At 66.3% G+C, this 20,684-nt stretch carries 21 protein-coding genes; 9 read left to right on the forward strand and 12 right to left on the reverse strand.

The genetic code is table 11. The features are described 5' to 3' along the window. Positions 1–40: 40 nt before the first annotated feature. Together QFZ42_RS14240 and QFZ42_RS14245 are read right to left on the reverse strand one after the other, a co-directional pair. Positions 41–439: a helicase SNF2 gene (locus QFZ42_RS14240; protein ID WP_307701573.1), complete on the reverse strand. Its 399-nt coding sequence runs from the start codon at positions 437–439 to the stop codon at positions 41–43. Then, complete coding sequence (locus QFZ42_RS14245; RefSeq protein ID WP_307701574.1) at positions 436–663, reverse strand: hypothetical protein; 228 nt, start codon at positions 661–663, stop codon at positions 436–438. Before QFZ42_RS14245 ends, QFZ42_RS14240 begins: the two co-directional genes overlap by 4 nt. Positions 664–989: 326 nt before the next feature. On the opposite strand from QFZ42_RS14245, the gene QFZ42_RS14250 reads away from it, so the two are divergent. Both QFZ42_RS14250 and QFZ42_RS14255 read left to right on the forward strand, forming a co-directional pair. After that, positions 990–2,087: a GNAT family N-acetyltransferase gene (locus tag QFZ42_RS14250; RefSeq protein WP_307701575.1), complete on the forward strand. Its 1,098-nt coding sequence runs from the start codon at positions 990–992 to the stop codon at positions 2,085–2,087. Next, positions 2,084–2,935 carry a PA4780 family RIO1-like protein kinase gene (locus QFZ42_RS14255; RefSeq protein ID WP_307701576.1) on the forward strand — a complete coding sequence of 284 codons (852 nt, stop codon included), beginning with the start codon at positions 2,084–2,086 and terminating at the stop codon, positions 2,933–2,935. The genes QFZ42_RS14250 and QFZ42_RS14255 overlap by 4 nt, the downstream gene beginning before the upstream one ends. A 9-nt stretch (positions 2,936–2,944) precedes the next feature. On the opposite strand, the gene QFZ42_RS14260 is transcribed toward QFZ42_RS14255, so the two are convergent. Then, the gene (locus tag QFZ42_RS14260) at positions 2,945–3,280 is read right to left on the reverse strand and encodes a DUF1090 family protein (RefSeq protein ID WP_307701577.1); all 336 of its coding nucleotides are present in this window, start codon (positions 3,278–3,280) and stop codon (positions 2,945–2,947) included. 124 nt (positions 3,281–3,404) lie between these two features. After that, the gene (locus QFZ42_RS14265) at positions 3,405–4,763 is read right to left on the reverse strand and encodes a homoserine dehydrogenase (RefSeq protein WP_307701578.1); all 1,359 of its coding nucleotides are present in this window, start codon (positions 4,761–4,763) and stop codon (positions 3,405–3,407) included. Between the two features lie 411 nt (positions 4,764–5,174). Between QFZ42_RS14265 and QFZ42_RS14270 the strand changes: the two genes are divergently transcribed. Beyond that, positions 5,175–5,579, forward strand: a complete 405-nt coding sequence (locus tag QFZ42_RS14270) for a hypothetical protein (protein ID WP_307701579.1) — start codon at positions 5,175–5,177, stop codon at positions 5,577–5,579. A gap of 22 nt (positions 5,580–5,601) precedes the next feature. Here the strand turns inward: QFZ42_RS14270 and ybaL are convergent, their stop codons facing one another. The 3 genes from ybaL to phbB form a co-directional block, all read right to left on the reverse strand. Next, positions 5,602–7,302 carry a YbaL family putative K(+) efflux transporter gene (ybaL, locus tag QFZ42_RS14275; protein ID WP_307701580.1) on the reverse strand — a complete coding sequence of 567 codons (1,701 nt, stop codon included), beginning with the start codon at positions 7,300–7,302 and terminating at the stop codon, positions 5,602–5,604. A 70-nt stretch (positions 7,303–7,372) separates the two neighbouring features. Further along, positions 7,373–8,716, reverse strand: coding sequence for a dicarboxylate/amino acid:cation symporter (locus tag QFZ42_RS14280; protein ID WP_307701581.1), 1,344 nt, complete (start codon positions 8,714–8,716; stop codon positions 7,373–7,375). 125 nt (positions 8,717–8,841) lie between these two features. Further along, positions 8,842–9,579: an acetoacetyl-CoA reductase gene (gene phbB / locus QFZ42_RS14285; RefSeq protein ID WP_307701582.1), complete on the reverse strand. Its 738-nt coding sequence runs from the start codon at positions 9,577–9,579 to the stop codon at positions 8,842–8,844. A 193-nt stretch (positions 9,580–9,772) separates the two neighbouring features. Here phbB and QFZ42_RS14290 point away from each other — a divergent pair, with 193 nt between their 5' ends. After that, positions 9,773–10,420 carry a DJ-1/PfpI family protein gene (locus tag QFZ42_RS14290; RefSeq protein WP_307701583.1) on the forward strand — a complete coding sequence of 216 codons (648 nt, stop codon included), beginning with the start codon at positions 9,773–9,775 and terminating at the stop codon, positions 10,418–10,420. On the opposite strand, the gene QFZ42_RS14295 is transcribed toward QFZ42_RS14290, so the two are convergent. Genes QFZ42_RS14295 through QFZ42_RS14310 form a run of 4 tightly spaced genes read right to left on the reverse strand, consistent with a single transcriptional unit; the run spans position 10,417 to position 13,830 of the window. Next, positions 10,417–11,004, reverse strand: coding sequence for a hypothetical protein (locus QFZ42_RS14295; protein ID WP_307701584.1), 588 nt, complete (start codon positions 11,002–11,004; stop codon positions 10,417–10,419). The genes QFZ42_RS14290 and QFZ42_RS14295 overlap by 4 nt on opposite strands. A gap of 34 nt (positions 11,005–11,038) precedes the next feature. Then, entirely contained in the window at positions 11,039–11,827 is a 789-nt protein-coding gene (locus tag QFZ42_RS14300; RefSeq protein WP_307701585.1) for a DUF899 domain-containing protein, read from the reverse strand. Positions 11,828–11,881: 54 nt separating this feature from the next. Next, positions 11,882–12,565 (reverse strand): Vgb family protein, encoded by a 684-nt coding sequence (locus QFZ42_RS14305; protein WP_307701586.1) that lies wholly within the window; start codon positions 12,563–12,565, stop codon positions 11,882–11,884. A gap of 44 nt (positions 12,566–12,609) precedes the next feature. After that, on the reverse strand, positions 12,610–13,830 hold the full coding sequence (locus QFZ42_RS14310) for a helix-turn-helix domain-containing protein (protein ID WP_307701587.1): 1,221 nt from the start codon (positions 13,828–13,830) through the stop codon (positions 12,610–12,612). Between the two features lie 156 nt (positions 13,831–13,986). On the opposite strand from QFZ42_RS14310, the gene QFZ42_RS14315 reads away from it, so the two are divergent. The 5 genes from QFZ42_RS14315 to QFZ42_RS14335 all read left to right on the forward strand — a co-directional run bounded on the left by QFZ42_RS14315 (position 13,987) and on the right by QFZ42_RS14335 (position 19,664). Further along, entirely contained in the window at positions 13,987–14,727 is a 741-nt protein-coding gene (locus QFZ42_RS14315; RefSeq protein ID WP_307701588.1) for an NUDIX hydrolase, read from the forward strand. Positions 14,728–14,795: 68 nt separating this feature from the next. Next, positions 14,796–15,659 (forward strand): cysteine hydrolase, encoded by an 864-nt coding sequence (locus QFZ42_RS14320; protein WP_307701589.1) that lies wholly within the window; start codon positions 14,796–14,798, stop codon positions 15,657–15,659. A gap of 39 nt (positions 15,660–15,698) precedes the next feature. Further along, a complete protein-coding gene (pncB, locus tag QFZ42_RS14325; RefSeq protein WP_307701590.1) occupies positions 15,699–16,886 on the forward strand; it encodes a nicotinate phosphoribosyltransferase in 1,188 nt (395 codons plus the stop codon). Between the two features lie 5 nt (positions 16,887–16,891). After that, positions 16,892–18,592 (forward strand): NAD+ synthase, encoded by a 1,701-nt coding sequence (locus tag QFZ42_RS14330; RefSeq protein ID WP_307701591.1) that lies wholly within the window; start codon positions 16,892–16,894, stop codon positions 18,590–18,592. A gap of 7 nt (positions 18,593–18,599) precedes the next feature. Then, a complete protein-coding gene (locus tag QFZ42_RS14335) occupies positions 18,600–19,664 on the forward strand; it encodes a bifunctional nicotinamide-nucleotide adenylyltransferase/Nudix hydroxylase (protein ID WP_307701592.1) in 1,065 nt (354 codons plus the stop codon). 26 nt (positions 19,665–19,690) lie between these two features. On the opposite strand, the gene QFZ42_RS14340 is transcribed toward QFZ42_RS14335, so the two are convergent. Further along, positions 19,691–20,629, reverse strand: coding sequence for a YihY/virulence factor BrkB family protein (locus QFZ42_RS14340; protein ID WP_307701593.1), 939 nt, complete (start codon positions 20,627–20,629; stop codon positions 19,691–19,693). Positions 20,630–20,684: the final 55 nt, after the last annotated feature.

Raw genomic sequence — 20,684 nt, forward strand, 5'->3', positions numbered from 1 at the left:
GGACGCGGCGATATGGCGATGTGGCGGCCAGCTGCAGCAATCACAGCGGCAATGCGTCGCCGCGCGCAGCAGCGTAGGCCTGGGCACGCACTGTCGCGCGGTCCACCGCTCCGGCCACCATCGGGGTCACGCCCGACGAAGCGCCTTCGGCATACGGGTCGGCATTGCGTGTGGCGACCACCGCTTCGGCGCGCACCGATTCACGGCTATTCAGAGCGACCGGCGCAGCAGTCGGGCCTGAATCGGCGCCGGTCGCGTAGGGATTGCCGACGCGCGCGGCAACCACGCCCCCGGCAGCCACGTCGGCGCGGCTTTCGGCGGAAGTCAGCGGGTGGACGCCTTCATAGTTTTCGGCATGGGCGGCGCCCGCAGCGGTCACCAGGGCCAATGCGGCGGCGGAGAAAAGTTTGGAAGGCTTGAAAAGCTTGGAAGAGGTCATTCGGAATTCCTTTGTTCAATGCGTTGAATTGAATGGGTTGGAGATGCTTCGGACTGCTTTTGCTTGTTGGGGCAGGCCCGTGAGATCAATTCTGCGACCGCATCTAAGTACAAACCCTTGGCGAACGGAATCCCGGTGATCGCGACGTGGAAAAACCCGCCGCCTTTGAAATGGCGAGCGAAAGCTGATAGTGCTCGGCAGTCCGCCTGCAGGTGCTGGTACATGTGCGCTGCGCGAACACCACACGGCACTTCACAGCGTGCAACAAGGCCGCTACATTCGGCGCTTCGACAAACAACCCAGACTGGAGGTAAGCGATGGAAGACACAGCTGTTCAACGCCCCGCTCCCGGTCGGTTTGTCGGTTCTTCAACGAGCTGCTGACGCGCTTTCCCCGGTTCCCTCTTAGCGCACGCCCTGAAGGGCACAGCCTGTTCGACTGAGCTTTGCGGCGATTCCTGCCGCAACAACAAACCGCCCGAGATTCAAACGCCGTCGGCGGCATGCCTTGCCGGCCGCGACCGTCCGTTTCAGAATCATCAAGGCCCACCATGCTTGAAACCCGTGCCGCCGACGTGCGGCATTTCGCGACTTCTGTTTTCGATCCTCAGCAGGCCTCCGCTGAAGAGTGGTCGAAGGTCCTTGCCTATTGGCGTCTTCGCAACGAGGAAGACTTTCCGGGTGAACCCTGGCCGACCGATGCCGACAACATGCAGAACGTGCGCCAGCACACGCCCTTGCACGTGGTGCATCGCATCCTGGCGCTGGACGGCCAGGGAGACATCGTCGGCAGCCTCAACATGAGCGTTCGCCGCGAAGGCACGCCCGGGTACCCGGCCCATGCGCCTTTCGTCGATGTGTGGGGCGGCGTACGCCGGTCCCACCGGCGGCAAGGCGTTGCCAGCACGTTGATGCGCACGCTTCTGACCTCGATGGAAGAGCGCGGCAAGACCACGGCGACCGTCAAGGCCTCCCTTCCCGAGGGACACGCGTTTCTCGCGGCCATCGGTGCGGCCGAGAAACACCGCAGCATCGAGAACCGCATGGCCTTCGCGGATCTCGATGGCGCCGCGCTGGCCCGCTGGCGGGCGGAGGCGCTCGCGGCCGGCCGCGGACTGCGCATGGAGATCCATGCGGGCCGCGTGCCTTTCGAGCGGCTTGCAACGCTGATGGCGCCGCTGTCCGCGCTGCTGGACGAAGTTCCCACCACCGCTCTCGAACGGCCGCCCATGCGCTTCGAGCTCGAGGACTTTCGCGCCTGGTATGCCGAGATCGACCGCCGCGGCGGCGAGCATTTCCTCGTGCTCCTGCTCGACGGCAACGAGGTGGCCGCGGTATGCGATGCAAGCTGGAACCAGCTGTACCCCGACCGCATGTTTCAACGGCTCACGGCCGTGGCTCGTCACTGGCGCGGCAAGGGTCTGGCCAAGGGCGTGAAGGCATTGATGCTGGAGCTGGTGCGCGAGCGCCACCCTGAGGTCACGATGGCCGTCACGCACAACGCCGAAGTCAACGCCCCCATGCTCTCCATCAACCGCCGGCTGGGCTTTGCGGCGCACAGGCATGATGCGGTCTACCAGATCGGCCCGGAGAGCCTGAGAGCCTTCCTCTCGACCCGCCCGCTGGCCACGAGGGAGCAACATCAATGAAAGCACCGCCACGACTGCAGTCGCTGGTCGACGAAGGCCTTATCGACACGGTGGTTCGCCAGCTGATGAGCGGCAAGGAAGCCATGGTTTACGTGGTGCGCTGCGGCGACGAAACGCGCTGCGCCAAGGTCTACAAGGAAGCCGACAAGCGCAGTTTCCGCCAGGCCGTCGACTACACGGAAAACCGCCGGGTGCGCAATTCGCGCGAGACGCGCGCGATGGCCAAGGGCACGCGCTTCGGGCGCCAGGTGACCGAGGCCATCTGGCAAAGCGCCGAAGTCGATGCGCTCTACCGGCTGGCGGCGGCCGGCGTGCGGGTGCCCGTGCCCTACAACTTCCTGGAAGGCGTGCTGCTGATGGAACTGGTGACCGACGCCAACGGCGATGCGGCGCCGCGGCTCAATGACGTGGCGTTTACGCCCGAGGAGGCGGTGCGGCACCACGCCAGCCTGTTGAAAGAGGTGGTGCGCATGCTGTGCGCGGGCGTGGTGCACGGCGACCTGTCGGAGTTCAACGTGCTGCTGGCGTCCGACGGACCGGTGGTCATCGACCTGCCCCAGGCGGTGGATGCGGCGGGCAACAACCACGCCAAGCGCATGCTGCTGCGCGATGTCGAGAACCTGCGCAACTTCTTCGGCCAGTTTGCACCCGAACTGCTGCGTACGCACTACGGCGACGAGATCTGGCACCTGTACGAGCGCGGCCTGCTGCGCGTCGAATCGGCGCTGACCGGCACGCACGCGCGCGACACGGGGCCGGTCGATCTGGGCAACGTGCTGCGCGAGGTGGACGACGCGCGCGAGGAAGAAGCGGCGCGGCGAGTGCGCATGCAGCTGCCGCGGCTGTAACGCCAGCGGTCAGGGACGCTCGTTCTTCAACTCGCGCAGTTGCTCCTCGGCATGTTCGAGTTCTGCCCGAAGCAGCCGGATGTCGTGCTCCAGCTTGTCAATGCGCACCGCACGGCTTTGAGAAGACGGAGCCCCCTGGCAGCGCGTGCGCAGCGCGGCCAGGGTCTCGGCGAGCTGCCGCCGGCGCAGCATCTGGCCCCTGGAGCGAGCCAGGTCCATGTCGCGCTCGAGCGCGGCTTCTTCGGCTTGGCAAGACGCCCCGTCCACCTGGTTCACCGGCTCCGCCGGTTGCGCAAACGCGGGCGTTGCCAAGCTCAGCGCAACAGTCAGCAACCAAGCTTTCACGCGCGGCTTCCCCAGCATTCTCGAGAGCTACCCAACCCATCGACATCCATTGCGACTCCCGTTGCGGTTGCGGGTACAAGCGCCCGCGCTGGGCGCATTCTGTCTCAGCTTGGAACGAGAGGCCTCACGCCAGTTCCTCCACCCGGAGCGCCGTCACCGCGCCCGCCACCGCTGGGTGCGCTTGCAGCGCGTGCAGGGCGAGGTCCATCTCGGCTTGCCGCACGGGCAGTGTCAGTACCAGCACTTGCGGGCTTGTGTCGGGTTGCCCGGCCGCGAGCGTCACCTGCTTAACAGGCAATTGCCGATCCGCAAACCAGCTCGCCACCGCTTCGATGCCGCTGCCGGTCTGCACGGGCACGCGCAGATAGTGCGGGGAAGACACGGCGGCACGGGGGAGCACCGGCAATGCATTCATCGCGTGCGCATGAAAGCCCAGGTGCGGCACGCGCTGCGTGATGCTGGTGCCATCAAGTCGCGCCACATCGACCAGGTCGGCGATGACCGCCGATGCCGTCTGCTCGGAGCCGGCGCCCGCGCCGTAGTACATCGTCACGCCGGCCGCATCGCCCTTGACCATGACGGCGTTCATCGACCCGTTCACATGTGCCATGAGGTGCGACGCGGGCACCAGCGCGGGCTGCACGCGCAGCTCCATGCCCTCTTCGCTTCGGCGTGCCATGCCCAGCAGCTTGATGCGGTAGCCCAGCTGCTCGGCGCAGGCCACGTCCATCCGCTGCAAGGCCGTGATGCCTTCCACCTGCACATCGGCGAAGCGCACCGGGGTACCGAACGCATTGGCGGCCAACAGCGTGAGCTTGTGCGCAGCATCGATGCCTTCGATGTCGAAGGCCGGATCGGCCTCGGCATAGCCCAGCGCCTGGGCCTGCGCGAGCGCGGCGGCAAAGTCCAGGCCTTCATCGCGCATCTTGCTCAGGATGAAATTGGTGGTGCCGTTGATGATGCCCGCCACCCATTCGATGCGGTTGGCCGCCAAGCCTTCGCGCAACGCCTTGACGATGGGGATGCTCACCGCCACCGCGCCCTCGTAGGCCACGGCCACGCCATGCTGACGGGCGGCGGCAAAGATCTCGGCGCCATGCACCGCCAGCAAGGCCTTGTTGGCCGTGACCACATGCTTGCCGTGTGCGATGGCGGCCAGCACCCATTCGCGCGCCGGGCCTGTGCCGCCGGCCACTTCCACCACCACGTCGACATCGGGGTGCGTGGCAACGCGCAGCGGGTCGTCGGTCAGCGGCACGCTCTTGCCCACGATGCCGGCGGCCCGCGCCAGGTTGCGCGCCGCGACCATCACGACCTCGATCGGCCGGCCCGCGCGGCCCGCGATCTCGGCCTGGTTGCGCGCCAGCACCCGGAACGTGCCCGAGCCGACGGTGCCGATGCCGATCATCCCCACGCGCAGAGCGCGCATGGCCGCAGGGCGGCTGGGCAGGGGTTCGAGTGACTGGACTGGATCGCGGTACATGGAAATCTCCGGATGAAAAAACAAAAACCCAGCTGCCAGAGCTGGGTTTCATTCATTCGGAGAAGAAGAGCGATACACCAGGTGGCTGCCGAAACGGCCACCTGCGCGTGCTCAGGTGGCCGCGGTGGTAATGGTGGTAATCATTCGTGCAACCAATGCCCCATTCACCCGCGCGAAGGCGGACGGCATCACGCCGGCCATGGAGGCGGCGCAGGCGGCGGTGGGAACGAAGAGATGGCACGACATGGAAGCGGCAGTGTACAGGAGCTTGCCGGGGTGTTCCGCAAAGGTTCCGGCACAAACCTCCCGCGCCACCCTGCGGAAATATAGAAGCAGGCCTACAGCGCACGGCTGGCCAAAGGCCTAGTGTGGCTGTAAAAGAACTGCATCACCCACCCAAGAGGCAGCATCATGAAGAATTTCGTCCTCGAACCCCACATGCGAGCGACCTTCGGCGGCGCCTTCTATCCATCGGGCTACTCGATGGTGATGTTTCCGAGCGCGGAAGACGCCAACCGCATCGGCCACCTACTGATCGACAAGGGCGTGAGCGGCGACGAGATCTACCTGATTCCGTCCCAAACGGTGCTCGACGAGATCACGCCGACGGTCAAGGAGTCCGACGACCCGCTGCCCTCCGCCGGAACCGACGCCGCAACCGTGCGCGCCTACACCAAGCTGGCGCGCGAAGGCCACACCGGATTGCTGGTGAAAACCAAGAACGAAGAGGCAGCCAGCCGCCTGATGGAAGTGGTGCGCACCGTGCCGTATTCCATCGCCCAGCGCTATCGCACGCTGGTCATCGAAGACCTTTGAGGCGGCCTTCGCCGATCGCGGCTCAGGCCGCAGCCACGGTCCGGCGCACCACGTCACGCGCCATGGCCTGCGCCAGTTCATGTTCGCCCAGAAAGACGGTTGCGGCTGTCTCCTGCATCAGCAGCCGGGCTTCGTCTTCGTTGTGGCTGCGAATCACGGTTTCGATGGCCGGGTTGAGCGTGTAGGCAGTGGCCATCATCTGGCGCACGTTCATGGCGTCGGGCACCGCAATCACGAGCACGCGGGCGCGGGCGATGTGCGCCTGAACCAGAACAGCCGGGTCGGCCGCATCGCCCCACACGGCTGCAACACCGGCTTCGCGCAGCTTCTCCACCAGTTCGCGGTTCTGCTCTGCCACCACGTAGGGAATGTCGTTCGCCTCCAGTTCGGACGCAATGCGGCGCCCGACGCGGCCGTAGCCCACCAGAACGACCTGCCGGGACAGGTATTTCGCCTCGGTGGTAATCGGCAACTCGGCCAGCGGATGGTCGCGCGATTCCAGCCCCCGCGCCAACGGAGAGCGGGCGTGCAGCCATCGTTGCAATGGCGCAATCAGGCTGAACCACAACGGGTTGGTGGCAATCGAAATCAGTGCGCCGGCCAGGATCAGGCTTTGCCCCTCCACCGGCAGCAGCCCGAGCGACACGCCGAGCCCCGCAAGAATGAACGAGAACTCCCCGATCTGCGCAAGGCTCGCGCTCACGGTGAGCGCGGTGCCCAGCGGGTAGCGAAACGCCAGCACCAGCGCGCAGGCGGCCAGCGATTTGCCCAGCACGATCACGCCCACCACGGCCAGCACCTGCAGCGGACGCTCGATGATCACAGACGGGTCGAAGAGCATGCCCACGGAGACGAAGAACAGCACCGCGAAGGCGTCACGCAGCGGCAGCGACTCCTGCGCCGCGCGGTGGCTGAACTCCGACTCGCGCATCACCATGCCCGCGAAGAACGCACCGAGGGCGAACGACACGCCGAACAGCGCCGCCGAGGCGAAGGCGATGCTGACCGCGGCCGCGATCACGCACAGCGTGAACAGTTCGCGCGAGCCGGTCCGCGTGACCTGCCAGAGAATCCACGGGAAGGCCCGCCGCCCTACCACCAGCATCAACGCCACGAAGCCGCCGACCTGCAACAGCGTGAGCCCGAGCGTTTGCCACAGGGGGTCCGCAGAAGCGGCCGCACCGCCCGCGCGGCCGCCCAGGACACCGGCGAGCGGCGGCATCAGCACCAGTACGAGCACCATGGCAAGGTCTTCGACCACCAGCCAGCCGACCGCGATGCGGCCCGTGAACGTATCGAGAATGCCCAGGGTTTCGAGTGCGCGCAGCAGCACGACCGTGCTGGCCACCGACAGCGCCAGGCCGAAAACCAGGGCCTCGCCCCACGACCAGTCCCACCAGAGTGCCAGCGCGCCGCCGAGCAGCGTGGCCACGGCGATCTGCGCCAGCGCGCCGGGCAATGCGATCTTGCGCACCGCGAGCAGATCGTCGAGCGAAAAATGCAGGCCCACGCCGAACATCAGCAGCATCACGCCGATTTCAGCCAGTTGCGAGGCAATGCCCGCATCGGCCACGAAACCCGGCGTGAAGGGCCCGATGATCACGCCCGCCAGCAGGTAACCCACCAAGGCCGGCAGCCGCAAGCGCAGCGCCAGAAAACCGAATACGAGCGCCAGTCCCAAGCCGGCGGCAATGGTGTTGATCAGGGAAACGCTGTGGGGCATCGTTCCATTCTGCAGGAACGATGCCTGTCCTTCGACATTACCCGGCCATCAGTCGCGCATCAGTCGGCCATCAATCCGCCATCTTGCTGACGCGGGCGCCTTCGAGCACTTCCGGCTCCTGGGCCTCGACCCAGTTCTCGTTGTTGAGCCCGGCCTGCAGCCTGGCTTCGTCGAGTTCGTTGGTCCACTTGGCCACCACGATGGTGGCCACGCCGTTGCCGATCAGGTTGGTCAGCGCGCGCGCCTCCGACATGAAGCGGTCGATGCCCAGGATGAGCGCGAGCCCCGCCACCGGCACATGGCCGACCGCCGACAGCGTGGCCGCCAGCACGATGAAGCCGCTGCCGGTGACACCCGCCGCGCCCTTCGACGTGAGCAGCAGCACAGCGAGCAGCGTGATCTCCTGGGTCAGCGTCATCGGCGTGTTGGTGGCTTGCGCGATGAACACGGCCGCCATTGTCAGGTAGATGGAAGTACCGTCGAGGTTGAACGAGTAGCCGGTGGGAATCACCAGGCCCACGCAGGCCTTGTTGGCGCCCAGGTTCTCCATCTTCTCCATCATGCGCGGCAGCACCGATTCGGACGATGACGTGCCCAGCACGATCAGCAGTTCTTCCTTGATGTACTTGATGAACTTCCAGATGCTGAAGCCGTGAAAGCGCGCAATGAGCCCGAGCACCACGAAGATGAACAGCAGGCAGGTCAGGTAGAACGTGCCCATCAGCTTGCCGAGCGAGAACAGGCTGCCCAGCCCGTACTTGCCGATGGTGAAGGCCATGGCGCCGAACGCACCGATGGGCGCCAGCTTCATGATGTAGCCGACAATCACGAAGAGCACGTGCGAGCCCTTCTCGATCACGTCGAACACCAGCGTGCCGCGCCCGCCGAAGCGGTGCAGCGCAAAGCCGAACAGCACCGCGATCAGCAGCACCTGCAGGATCTCGCCCTTGGCGAAGGCATCGACCACCGTGCTGGGGATGACGTTGAGCAGAAAGTCGACCGTGCCGGTCATCTTGCCGGGGCCGGTGAAGGAGGCAATCGACTTGGTGTCGAGCGTGGCCGGGTCGATGTTCATGCCCGCGCCGGGCTTCAGGGCGTTGACCAGCAGCAGCCCGACCACGAGCGCAATGGTGCTCACGATCTCGAAGTACAGGAGCGCCAGGCCGCCGGTCTTCCCGACCTTCTTCATGTCTTCCATGCCGGCGATGCCGACCACCACCGTGCAGAAGATGATCGGCGCGATGATCATCTTGATGAGCTTGATGAAGCCGTCGCCCAATGGCTTCATTGCCTCGCCGATCGCGGGGTAGAAATGGCCGAGCAGCACGCCGATGACCACGGCCGTGATCACCTGAACGTAGAGGGAGCGGTAAAGAGGGAGCTTTTTGGTGGGTGCGATTGTTGTGTCTGCCATGTCGTGCCTCCAGGGGGTGGGAAACTGTAGGGCCGTTTTCGCCGCTTTCCATTCGTAAAAGCCACATCGCGCAAATGAAAAAACCCGCCGGAGCGGGTCTTTCGATCAGGTGCCGGTCAGCATGATCAGTGCATGTGAAGTCCGCCGTTGACCGAGAAATCGGCCCCGGTGGAATAACCCCCTTCGTCCGTGGCCAGCCACGAGATGATGGAAGCAATTTCGCTCGGCTCGCCCAGGCGCTTGACGGGGATGGTGGCAATGATCTTGTCGAGCACCTCCTGGCGGATGGCCTTCACCATGTCGGTGCCGATGTAGCCCGGGCTCACGGTGTTGACGGTCACGCCCTTGTTCGCGAGCTCTTGCGCCAGCGCCATCGTGAAGCCGTGCATGCCGGCCTTGGCCGCCGAGTAGTTGGTCTGCCCCGCCTGGCCCTTGGCGCCGTTCACCGAGCTGATGTTGATGATGCGGCCCCAACCCTTCTCCACCATGTCGCCCACCACCTGCTTGGTGACGTTGAACATGCTGTTGAGGTTGGTCTCGATCACCGCGCTCCAGTCTTCCGGCGTCATCTTCAGGAACATGCGGTCCCGCGTGATGCCGGCGTTGTTGACGAGCACGTCGATGGGGCCGTGCGCCGCCTTGGCGGCGGAAAACGCCTCGACCGTGGACTGCCAGTCGCCGACATTGCCGACCGACGCGTGAAACTCGAAGCCCTCGGCCTTCTGCTCGGCCAGCCACTTGGCATGGTCGCGCGTGGGACCGCAGCCTGCGACGACAGTGAAGCCGTCCTTGTGCAGGCGCTGGCAGATGGCAGTTCCGATGCCACCCATGCCTCCGGTGACATATGCAACTTTCTTGCTCATGAAATTTTCCTTGATGTGTGCGAAGCAAAAGCCTGAACGGCCGCCTTCACTCTAGCGAGTTTCAAGCCATGGTTCTCTGAGGAAAACACTGAGCCAAGCTTGCAACCAGCTGTCATGGCGCGGCCAATATGCAACCATATGCGCAAGTCTGTACCTTCTTGCACATTCCGCGGCACTCAAGGAGTTCGAAAGTATGAATTTCGGAATCATCATCTTTCCCGAGGTCGAGGAACTCGATTTCGTCGGCCCCTGGGAAATGCTCACCATGTGGAGCAAGCTCGCCGCCGGCCCCGACAACTGCCTGATCGTTGCCGAGACGCGCGCCCCTGTTGTCTGCGCCAAGGGCCTTTCGATCAATCCGCATGTGTCTTTCGACGACTGCCCGCCGCTCGACTACCTGCTCGTGCCGGGCGGCATGGGCACGCGCCGCGAGGTCGACAACCCCGGGATGATGCGGTTTCTGGCGGCGCAGGCACCCGGCTGCGAGGCGCTGCTGTCGGTGTGCACCGGGGCCTTCGTGCTCCACGCCGCCGGGCTGCTCTCCGGCAAGACTGCCACCACGCACTGGGGTTCCCTCGATCGGCTGCGCGCCCTGGGCGACGTCGACGTGGTCGAACAGCGATTCGTGCAGGACGGCAATGTGTGGACCTCGGCGGGCGTCTCGGCCGGCACCGACCTGATGCTCGCCTTCATCGCCCACACCGCCGGCGAGGAAGCCGCGGCCCGGGTGCAGCTGCAGGCCGAGTACTACCCGGCCGACACGGTCTACGGCAGCACGGCGAGCCACGACCGAGCTCCGGCCTATGTGCGGCGGCCGGGCAGCCCGATCGGACGCCTCTAGCGCGTCGCTGACCGCAGCTTCCGCCTGAAGCTTCGAAGCCAGCGAGTGCCGAAGTCGAACCCACGACAGACCCCGCTGGCAACCAGCCCGGTGACGACCAGCATCGCCGCGGTGTGAACGCCGACCGCCGCGAGCGCCAGCAGCAACGAACCCGATGCGGAGATTTCCCGGGCCGAGGTGTCGCCCATGCACAGCGGGATCAGCGCCGGCACCAGCATCAACCCGGCGCCGTGCGCGGTGGCCATCATGAAGGACCAGAGCGCGAGCCCGGTATGCCCCGCTGGAGCGCGCGCCGCCTTGGGCGTGCGGTCCGACAGGTGCAGCGCCGCAAAGACGACCACCAGCCCGCCGGCCGCGGCTTGCAGCGCCACGCGATCCATCGAGAGGCCGAACGCCATCGCGGCGGCCACCAGCGCGACCGATGCGGCATGCCCGACCGCAATCGGCAGCAAGGCCCGCAGTGCCTGCGCCCGATCGTGCGAATGCACGCCCCAGGCCGCGGCCCACATCCAGCCGGTGGCGGGGTTCAGCCCGTGAAGGGCGCCGACGCCCGCCACCACCAGCCATGGCCAGAGGGTTTCCACGATGTGCTTGCGAGTTCCGTCCGCGCGCCGTCGTTCAGCTGGACTCGTGGCAGCACGAATGGGCCGCCGGTTTGACAGCCGGTGCCGGTTCATAGCGGTCGTGGTGGCGCACCCAGTCCATGGTGTAGGCCGCGTTGTGTTCGTCCCGGCCCTTGGGGGTGAGATCGAGCAGGTTGTACGTGCCCATCATCACCTCGACGCCGCGCTCGTAGGTCGAGTAGGTGTGGAAGACCTCGCCCGCATCGTCCTTGTAGAACACGCTGATGCCGGGTGCTTCCTCCGCGGGGAACGGCCGCACGCTGTAGTTGTAATAGACCTGGCCCTTGCCCTCGGCCCACTCCTGCGACTTGAAGCTCACGCCGAAGTCGTAGTTGAAATCGCTGCCGTGCGCCGACACCCACTTGAACTGCCAGCCCATGCGCTGGCGAAAGCGCTCGATCTCGGCCAGGGGCGCGCGGGAGACGACCAGCAGCGTGACGTCGCGGTGCTCCAGGTGCACCTGCATGCCGCCGATGTGGTCGGCCATGTAGGAGCAGCTCGGGCAGCCCTGCTCCCAGTCGGGGCCGAGCATGAAGTGCTGCACCAGCAGCTGGCGCCGGCCTTCGAACAGGTCGGCGAGGGCGCGCGGGCCTTCGGGGGTGTCGAAGGTGTAGTTCTTCTCGACGCGCGTCCAGGGCAGTGCGCGGCGCTCCTGGGCAATCTGGTCGCGCAGGTGCGTCAGTTCCTTTTCGCGGGCCAGCAGCGCCTTGCGCTCGGCAAGCCATCTGTCTTTCGTCACGACGGGATGGTTGTCGGTCCGGGTCTCGGCAATCGTTGTGTTCATGATGATCTGCTCCTTGGTCAAGGAATCGTTTAGACGTTTAGAAGAGGGATGCGGTCAGGACCTGGCGGTGGCCCTGGGGCGCCGCACGGCGCGGACTTTTCCGCTGTCTCCGCCGCCGCAATAGAAAAGGTCTGCGCCATCGGATTCGAGCCCGCTGACGCCGGCGCCGCGCGGCATCTCCAGCCGCGCGAGCACGACGCCGTTGGCCGGGTCGATGCGGCGAAGTTCGCTCTCGTCGCCCTCCCAGGTGCCGTGCCACAGCTCGCCGTCGACCCAGGTCACCCCGGTGACGAAGCGGTTGGACTCGATGGTGCGCAAGACAGCACCGGTCGCGGGGTCGATCTGGCGGATCTTGCGGTCGCGGTACTGCCCTACCCACAGGCTGCCTTCGGCCCAGGTCAGCCCCGAGTCGCTGCCGCCGCCGGGCGCGGGAATCGATGCCAGCACCGTGCCCGTGACGGGATCGATCTTGTCGATGCGCGCCTCGGCGATCTGATAGAGGTGGGTGCCGTCGAAGGCGGTGCCGGCGTCGCCGGCGCAGGCCAGCGTGCGCGCGGTCTCGCCGCTCTCGGGATCGAACGCGACCAGGCTGGCGCCCGTGGCGGCCCAGACGCGCTGGCCGTCATAGGTCACGCCGGCCACGCTTGCGCCGCCGGCGAACGGGCCGTACTCGCGAACGATTTCGGCCGCACGTGCCGCGACCTCGGTCTTGTCCTTGCTTGTCTTGCTGCTGCTCATCGCTGCTCCTTGTGTGCACCCCGGATCGGGGCCTTGGAGCAACTCTATTCAATCGGCAGCGCAGCGGGGAGTAACAAGATCGTCGTGAATCCGGTCAGCGGCGGCGCAAGCCAGCGCTGCGCCCGCGCCCGCCCGAGCGAGCGCACCCGCTCCTCGGCCTCGAGTTCGGCGAGCGCGCGCTGCACGGTGCGTTGGCTGGCGTTCAGGGCCAGCGCCAGCGCCGAGGTCGACCAGGCCGCCCCGTCGGAAAGCAGCGCCAGCACCGACGCCTGGTCACCGTCGATGGGCGGCGCCAGCACGACGACCTCGCGGTCGCCCTGCGCCTTGAGAACGAAACCGCGCGCGGTGGCCTCGATACCCGCCAGCGGTGCGACGAGCGCCCGCAGACGGCCGATCTCGACCCGCAGGCGCGCGCGAAGCGTCTCATCAGGGTGGCGGGTGTTGAACGCGTAGGCAATCAGGCTTTCGCGATCAACGTCGCCGGGCCACGCCTCGGCCAGCGCACGCGCCAGCGCGAACAGCACCGGGCGGCGCGCCAGCGGCCGCCATGCGTCGCCCGCGCCCACCCCGCGGCGGCAGGCATCGACCACCAGCGCGTCCGAGGCCAGAAGCGCCGCGACCTCGTCGAGGCGCAGCGTCTGCTCGGCGCCGGCTGAGAGGCGCCTTGCGGCGGGACGGTCGAGCGCAGCGCGCGCCTCCGCCACCTCGGCCAGGAGCGCCGGCACGCGCGCACGCTCGGCCGCCTCGTGCGCCCGGGCAAGCGCCGCCTGCGCCGGGCCGGTGCGCAGCGAGCGCAGCGCCAGCTCGGCCGCGATCAGCTCCGCCACCGCCGCCAGCGACGGCGGCAGGCCGCGCGCATCGAGCAGCGCCAGCGCGGCCGCGGCCTCGTCGAGCCGGCCGAGCAGCAAGAGCTTGCGCGCCGCGATCAGCCGCGCCTGCAGTGCGTTGCCGTGATCGGCGTGCGCCTCGAGCGTGTCCGCCGCAGCCGCAAGAGCGCGCGGCGTGCCGCCGAGATCGCGCATGGCCAGCGCCACCTCGGCCTCGGCCACCACGCAGCGGGCCCGCGCCAGTTCTTCGTAAGCGCCGAAGCCGCGCGCCGCGCGCCGCAGCAGCTCGCGTGCGCGCGGGTGCTCGCCCAGCTGCGCCATGGCGATGCCGCGCAGTGCCAGGGCCGGCGGGTCGTCGCGCAGCGCGACCCGCTTGAGGGCGCCGAGCGCATCGCCAGCGGCAAGGGCGCGGGCGGAGGCGGCAATCAGGGAATCCATGGCGACAGATTAACCGGCCGGGACGGCATGGCCCGAGAAGCTTGCCCGCCGCCGATCTTCTCCAGAGTCGCTCCCGGCTTCCTGTTCCTTGTCGTTAGTTCTATTTCCTCCTTTGGAGTTGTACAGTGCAACCATATTGAAAAAGGATGCCAAGTCTTGAAACCATCCCACGCACAAGCCGAGTTGAAATTTCCCAGGCCACTGGTCACCGTCGACGTGGTCATCTTCACCGTGCTGGAAGACGCGCTGAAGGTCGTTCTGGTGCGCCGCCCGAGCGATGCCGACGATCCCTTTCCGGGACGTTGGGCTTTGCCCGGAGGGTTCATCGATGTCAACAAGGACACCAGCCTGCTCGGCTGCGCCTTGCGCAAGCTGCGGGAAAAAACCGGTGTGTCCGCACCGTACCTGGAGCAATTGGGCAGCTGGGGCGATGCCGCGCGCGACCCCCGGGGCTGGTCGACCACCCATGCGTTCTTCGCGCTCATGCCCAGCCAGGATCTCGTGCTCGAAAAAGGAGCGAATGCCGCGCAAGTCGAATGGATAGATGCCGCCGCAGCGAGCCGCAAGCGCCTGGCTTTCGATCACGCCGAGATCGTCGAAGCTGCCCTCGCACGCCTGCGCAGCAAGGTCGAATACACCTCGCTGCCCGCGTTTCTCCTGAACGAACCCTTCACGCTGCCGCAGTTGCAGCACACCTACGAGGTGGTACTGGGCCGCCCGGTCGACAAGAGCGCCTTTCGCAAGCGGATGCTCGACGCCGGTTTCATGGAAGAAGCCGGCACCGTCGAAGGCACCTTCGGCCGGCCGGCCATGGGCTACCGCCTGCGCGACCGGTCCCAGGCCGCCCTGTTCCCCCGCACGTTCAGCCCGCGCGACTCTGCGGAGCCCGGCGCTTGACTTTTCTAGACTAAGTTGTACTATGCAACCCATATTAGTTGCACAATACAACTCTCACCGAGAGCACCATGAAGCAGAACATCCATCTTCTTCTGATCGATCCGCAGAACGACTTCTGCGACCTTCCGGCCGGCTGGCTTCCGGCTGATCGATCCACCGGCGCGCAATTGCAGCCGGCATTGCCGGTGGCCGGTGCCCACGCTGACATGCTGCGGTTGGCCCAGCTCATCCGCGAAGGCGCGCAAGGCATCGGCGGCATCACGGTCACATTGGATTCGCACCACAGGTTCGACATCGCGCACCCTACGTTCTGGCAGACGCGCGACGGCACCGGTGTGCCGCCTTTCACTTCGATCACCGCGGCGCAGGTCAATGCCGGCGACTACCGCCCGCGCGACCCTGCTGCCCTGCCCCGGGCGCTGGCCTACATCCACGAGCTCGAGCGCCGGGGGCGCTACACGCTGATGGTGTGGCCGGTGCATTGCGAGATCGGCAGCTGGGGCCATAACGTGCATGCGGCCGTCAAGGCCGCCTACAACGCCTGGGAGGACCAGCAACTGCGCGTGGTGGAAAAGGTCGGCAAGGGCAGCAACCCCTGGACCGAGCACTACAGCGCGATTCAGGCCGAAGTGCCGGATGCGGACGACCCCGCCACCCTGCTCAACATGCGGTTGGTGGAGTCGCTCGACCGGGCCGACCTGATCGTGATCGCGGGCGAAGCCAGCAGCCATTGCGTGAAGGCCACCACCGAGCACATTGCCGCCAACCTGCCCTCCGGCAAGCCCGCCAAGCTGGTGCTGGTTACCGACTGCATGAGCCCGGTAGGCGGCTTCGAGGCGCAGCACCAGGCGTTCTTGCAAGACATGGGGAACCGCGGCGCCCAGCTTCTCACCAGTGCCGAAGTACTTTCCCTGCTGGCCGCCAACACCTGACCCAACACCCGACCGAGAAAACGGCGAAGGACCCATACCATGCAACCCATCATCCGCAGCCTGCTGGACACCGACCTGTACAAGTTCACGATGTGGCAGGCGATGCTGCACAGCCATCCGCAGACGCAGGCCGAGTACACCTTCGTCTGCCGCAACCAGCCAGCCTATCCGCTCGCCGAGCTGCTTTCGGACGTCAACCAGCAGCTCGACCACCTCTGCACGCTGCGCTTTGCGCCCGATGAGCTCGCCTACCTGGGCAGCCTGCGCTACATCAAGAGCGACTTCGTCGACTTCCTGCGCATCTTCAGCTTTCAGCGCGAGTTCATCTCGGCCGCGGTCGAAGGCGATGCGCTGCGCATCCGGGCGGTCGGGCCGCAAGTCCACACCATGGCTTTCGAGATCTTCGTGCTCGCGATGGTCAATGAGCTGTATTTCCGCCGCTTCGACGCGGACGCCGCGTTGGCCGAGGGCCGCAAGCGCCTGCAGGCCAAGATCGACCTGCTGCGCAACTTCGCGAAGGAGTCGGCGGCCCGGCATCCGTTCGAGTTCTTCGACTTCGGCGTACGCCGCCGCTTTTCGCGCGACTGGCAGCGCGAGGTGGTCGGCACGCTCAAGCGCGAAGTGCCCATGTACTTCAAGGGCACCTCCAACGTGCTGCTGGCGAAGGAGCTGGACCTGGTGCCCATCGGCACCATGGCCCACGAATACCTGCAGACCTACCAGGCGCTGGGCGTGCGGCTGCGCGATTTCCAGAACGCGGCGCTCGAAGGCTGGGTGCAGGAGTACCGCGGCGACCTCGGCGTGGCGCTGACCGACGTGGTTGGCATGGACGCCTTCCTGGCCGACTTCGACCTGTACTTCGCCAAGCTGTTCGACGGCCTCCGGCACGACTCGGGAGACCCTGTCGCCTGGGGCGAAAAGGCGCTGGCGCACTACACCCGGCTGCGCATCGATGCGCACACCAAGCGCCTGGTGTTCTCCGACGGGCTCGACCTGCAGACCGCCATCCGGCTGTACCGCACCTTCGCCGATCGCACCCAGACCGGCTTTGGCATCGGCACCAACCTGACCAACGACGTCGGCCTCACGCCGCTGAACATCGTGATGAAGCTCACCGGCTGCAACGGACAACCGGTCGCAAAGCTGTCCGACAGCCCCGGCAAGACGCTGTGCGAAGACCAGACCTTCCTGGCCTATCTGCGTCAGGTCTTTCACATCGAAGGTTGAGCGCCATGCTCCGAATCACTGCCGCCCAACTCAACTACACCATCGGTGACCTGCACGGCAATGCTGCGCGGATGATCGAGGCTGCACGCAAGGCCTCGGCCGACGAGGCCGACCTGGTCGTGTTTTCCGAGATGTCGCTCACGGCCTACTACCCGGCCGACCTGCTGGAGGAAGAAGACTTCATGGCCCGCGTAGAGGCCGCCTTCCAGGAGCTGCTCTCGGTCTCCCGCCAGATGCCGGCGCTGCACTGGGCCGTGGGGTTGCCGGCGCGGCACGAAGGCGCAGGCAAGAAGCTTCGCAACGTGCTGCGCGTCATCCGCGGAGGCGAGGTGCTGCTCGAATACGCCAAGCAGCTATTGCCGACCTACAACATCTTCGATGAGCGCCGCCACTTCGAACCTGGGCCCGACGTGGCCCGCGTGCTTCGCATTCGCGACATTCAGGTGGGATTGTTGATCTGCGAGGACGGCTGGAACGACGGGGGCCAGGACTACCTCGTGAATCCGTTCGACCGCATGCGCGATGCGGCGCCCGATCTGGTGGTGTCCATCAACGCGAGTCCGTCGAACATCGGCAAGCGCGAGCAACGGCACCAGATCTTCGGCACGGCCAGCCGCCGGAATGGGCTGCCGATTCTCTACGTCAACCAGGTCGGGGGCCATGACCAGTTGGTGTACGACGGCGCGTCGTTTGCCGTCGAGCCGCAGGCCGGTGTGGTGTACGAGGCTCGTCGCTTCGCGGAAGACGTGAGCACACTGTGTTTCGACAAGGGCCGCTTCTTGACACCGGCCGGCAAGGCTCCGCCGCCCGTTGCGCCGGAGGGCTTGCCGGCCCTGGAGTTCTATCGGCAGCAGATCGTGCTGGGCCTGCGCGACTATGCACGGCGCTGTGGTTTCCGGCAGGCTGTCATCGGCTCGTCCGGCGGCATCGACTCGGCGCTGACCCTGGCGCTCGCGGTGGAAGCACTGGGCGCCGAGAACGTGGTGGGCATCACCATGCCGTCGAGCTTCTCCTCGGAGGGGTCGGTCAGCGACTCCGAAGCCCTTTGCCGCAACCTCGGCGTGCCGCTGATGCACCACGCCATTGCGGGCATCGTGTCGCAGTTCACGCAAGGTTTCGGATCGGCATTCTCCAGCGAGCTGCGCGGCGTCGCGTTGGAGAATCTTCAAGCGCGCGTGCGGGGCACCATTCTCATGGCCTACTCCAACAGCTTCGGCCACCTGCTGCTGACCACGGGCAACAAGTCCGAGATCTCGGTTGGCTACTGCACGCTCTATGGTGACACCAACGGCGGCTTGGGCCTGATCGGCGATCTCTACAAGACCGAGGTCTTCGCCCTCTCGCGGCACTTGAACGAAACGGCCGGCCGGGAGATCATTCCCCAGGCCATCATCGATAAGGAGCCCTCGGCCGAACTGGCGCCGGGGCAAAGAGATGTCGACAGCCTGCCACCCTATCCCGTGCTCGACCAGATCCTCAAGCTGCTGATCGAAGGACCGCGACTCGTGCAGCACGAGTACGAAGAAGCGCGCGCATTCGTCGACGCGCTGCGGGCGCAGCCTTCCGGCCAGGCTCTGGTCGAACGCATCCGCGGCATGGTCGCGCGCAACGAGTACAAGCGGCGGCAATCGCCGCCCATCGTCCGGGTCAGGGCGCGAGCCTTCGGCTCCGGCCGCCAGATGCCGATTGCAGCCAAACTGTCCTGAGAACCCAATGACAAACCAACCCCAAACCAAAGCACACGACGTCGCCGTCTACATCGGCCGGTTCCAGATCTTCCACAACGCGCAGCTGGCGCTGCTTCGGCGCGCGCTGACCGCGGCACCCGAGTGCGTCGTCGTGTTGGGCTCGTCTTTTCAGGCCCGCACCCCGCGCAACCCTTTCACATGGGAAGAGCGCGCAGAAATGATCCGCCTCGCCCTTCCGCAAGCGGACCGGGGGCGCCTGAAGTTCCTGCCCGTGCGGGACTACTACGACCCGGCGCGCTGGGTGGCCGCCGTGAAGCAGGGCGTGGCCGGGATGTATCCCGGTCAACCGTCAGTCCTGCTGGTGGGCCATCTGAAGGACGCGACCAGCGTGTACCTGCGCGACTTTCCGCAATGGACGCTCGACGACACCGGGTTGCAGGGCGACATTCACGCCAGCGCATTGCGCGACGCGTACTTCGGAGCGGCAGCCGATGGGTCGCTGGAGGCAGCCTTGGCCGCCTTGGTGAACCAGGCGCCGGCGAGCACGCTTCAGTTCTTGAGCGCCTGGGCCAAGCTGCCGCACTACGCCGTGCTGGCGCAGGAATGGGAGAGCCTGCGCCAAGACAAGGCCATGTGGGCCGGCTCGCCCTACCCGGTCATCTTCGTCACGGTCGACACGGTGGTTCAGTGCGGCGACCAGGTGCTGCTGATCCGGCGCGGCCGCTCGCCGGGCAAGGGCATGCTTGCTGTGCCGGGCGGCTATCTCGAGCCGCGCGAAACGGTCTGGCAGTCGGCCCTGCGGGAACTCGACGAGGAAACCGGCTTGCGCCTGCTCGACAGCGACATTCAGGGCGCGTTCAAGGCGGTGCAGGTGTTCGACAACCCAGACCGCAGCCAGAAGGGCCGCGTCATTACCCATGCGCACTGGTTCGACCTGGGCCCGCGCCGCCCGCCGGAGCTGACGGCCGGCGACGATGCTGCATCCGCCGAGTGGGTGCCCATTGCGAAGCTGGCCGGCTTGGAAGACCAGTTCCACGACGATCACTTCCACATACTCGATTCCTTCCTTGGGCTGACGCAGGCCAACTAGCGGCTGCAGCCCGTTGCGAGTGAAATTCACCTGGTTTCGGCTTGCACGGCGGCGCTATCGGTGCCCAATCTGGCCTGCTGCGCCGTGGCGTCCGTCGCAGCCTGCGCCTTGGCCGCAGCCACCGAACCATGGGCATTGGCGTAGACCTTGGTGAACTCCGCGCCCAGCAGAAAGATTTGCGCGGCGTAATACACCCAGGCCAGTAGCACCACCAGCGAGCCGGCCGCCGCAAACGATTCGCTGACGCTGCTCTTGCCGAGATAGAGACCGATCAGCACCTTGCCGACCTCGAAGAAAACCGCGGTGACCGCCGCGCCGATCCACACGTCGGGCCATGCGATGGGTGTGCTCGGCATGAACTTGAAGATCATCGCGAACAGCAGCGTGAGAATGCCCAGCGTCACCAGCGCGTTGACAACCTGCAGCAGAAGCTCCCACCCGGGAAAGAGCCCGGTGCTCCAGCCTCCCAGCGCCGCCAGCACGGCGCTCACGATGAGCGACACCATCAGCAGGAAGGCGAGCCCGAGAATCAAGCCGAACGACAGCACCCGCGCACGCAGGATGCCCCACACGCCGCTCGGCTTTGCGCGTTCGGGCACATGCCAGATGCGGTCGAGTGCGCTTTGCAGTTCGGCAAACACCGTGGTTGCGCCGACGACCAGCACCCCGATGCTGATGGTCCCGGCGATCAGTCCGCGCGACGGCTCGTTCGCGCTCTTGACCAGGGCTTGCACCGCCAGCGCCCCCTCCTGCCCGATCAGTCCCGCCAGTTGGGCGGCGACCTGGCCCTGCACAGCCTCCGTCCCGAAGAGTGCGCCCGCCACCGCGATGACGATCACGAGCAACGGCGCCAGTGAAAACATCGTGTAGTACGAAATCGCCGCGCCCATGCTGGGCGCGAAGTCGTCCACCCAGGCCACCGCCGCCTCCTTGCAAAGGCGGGGTAGATGCTTGAGCTTGTTCATGGTGGGCATTCGCGAGGCCCCGATGGATGTCAACGTTCGGCGGCGGGCGCGCCGC

It is taken from the genome of Variovorax paradoxus (assembly GCF_030815855.1).
In the GTDB taxonomy this organism is placed as follows: domain Bacteria; phylum Pseudomonadota; class Gammaproteobacteria; order Burkholderiales; family Burkholderiaceae_C; genus Variovorax; species Variovorax paradoxus_M.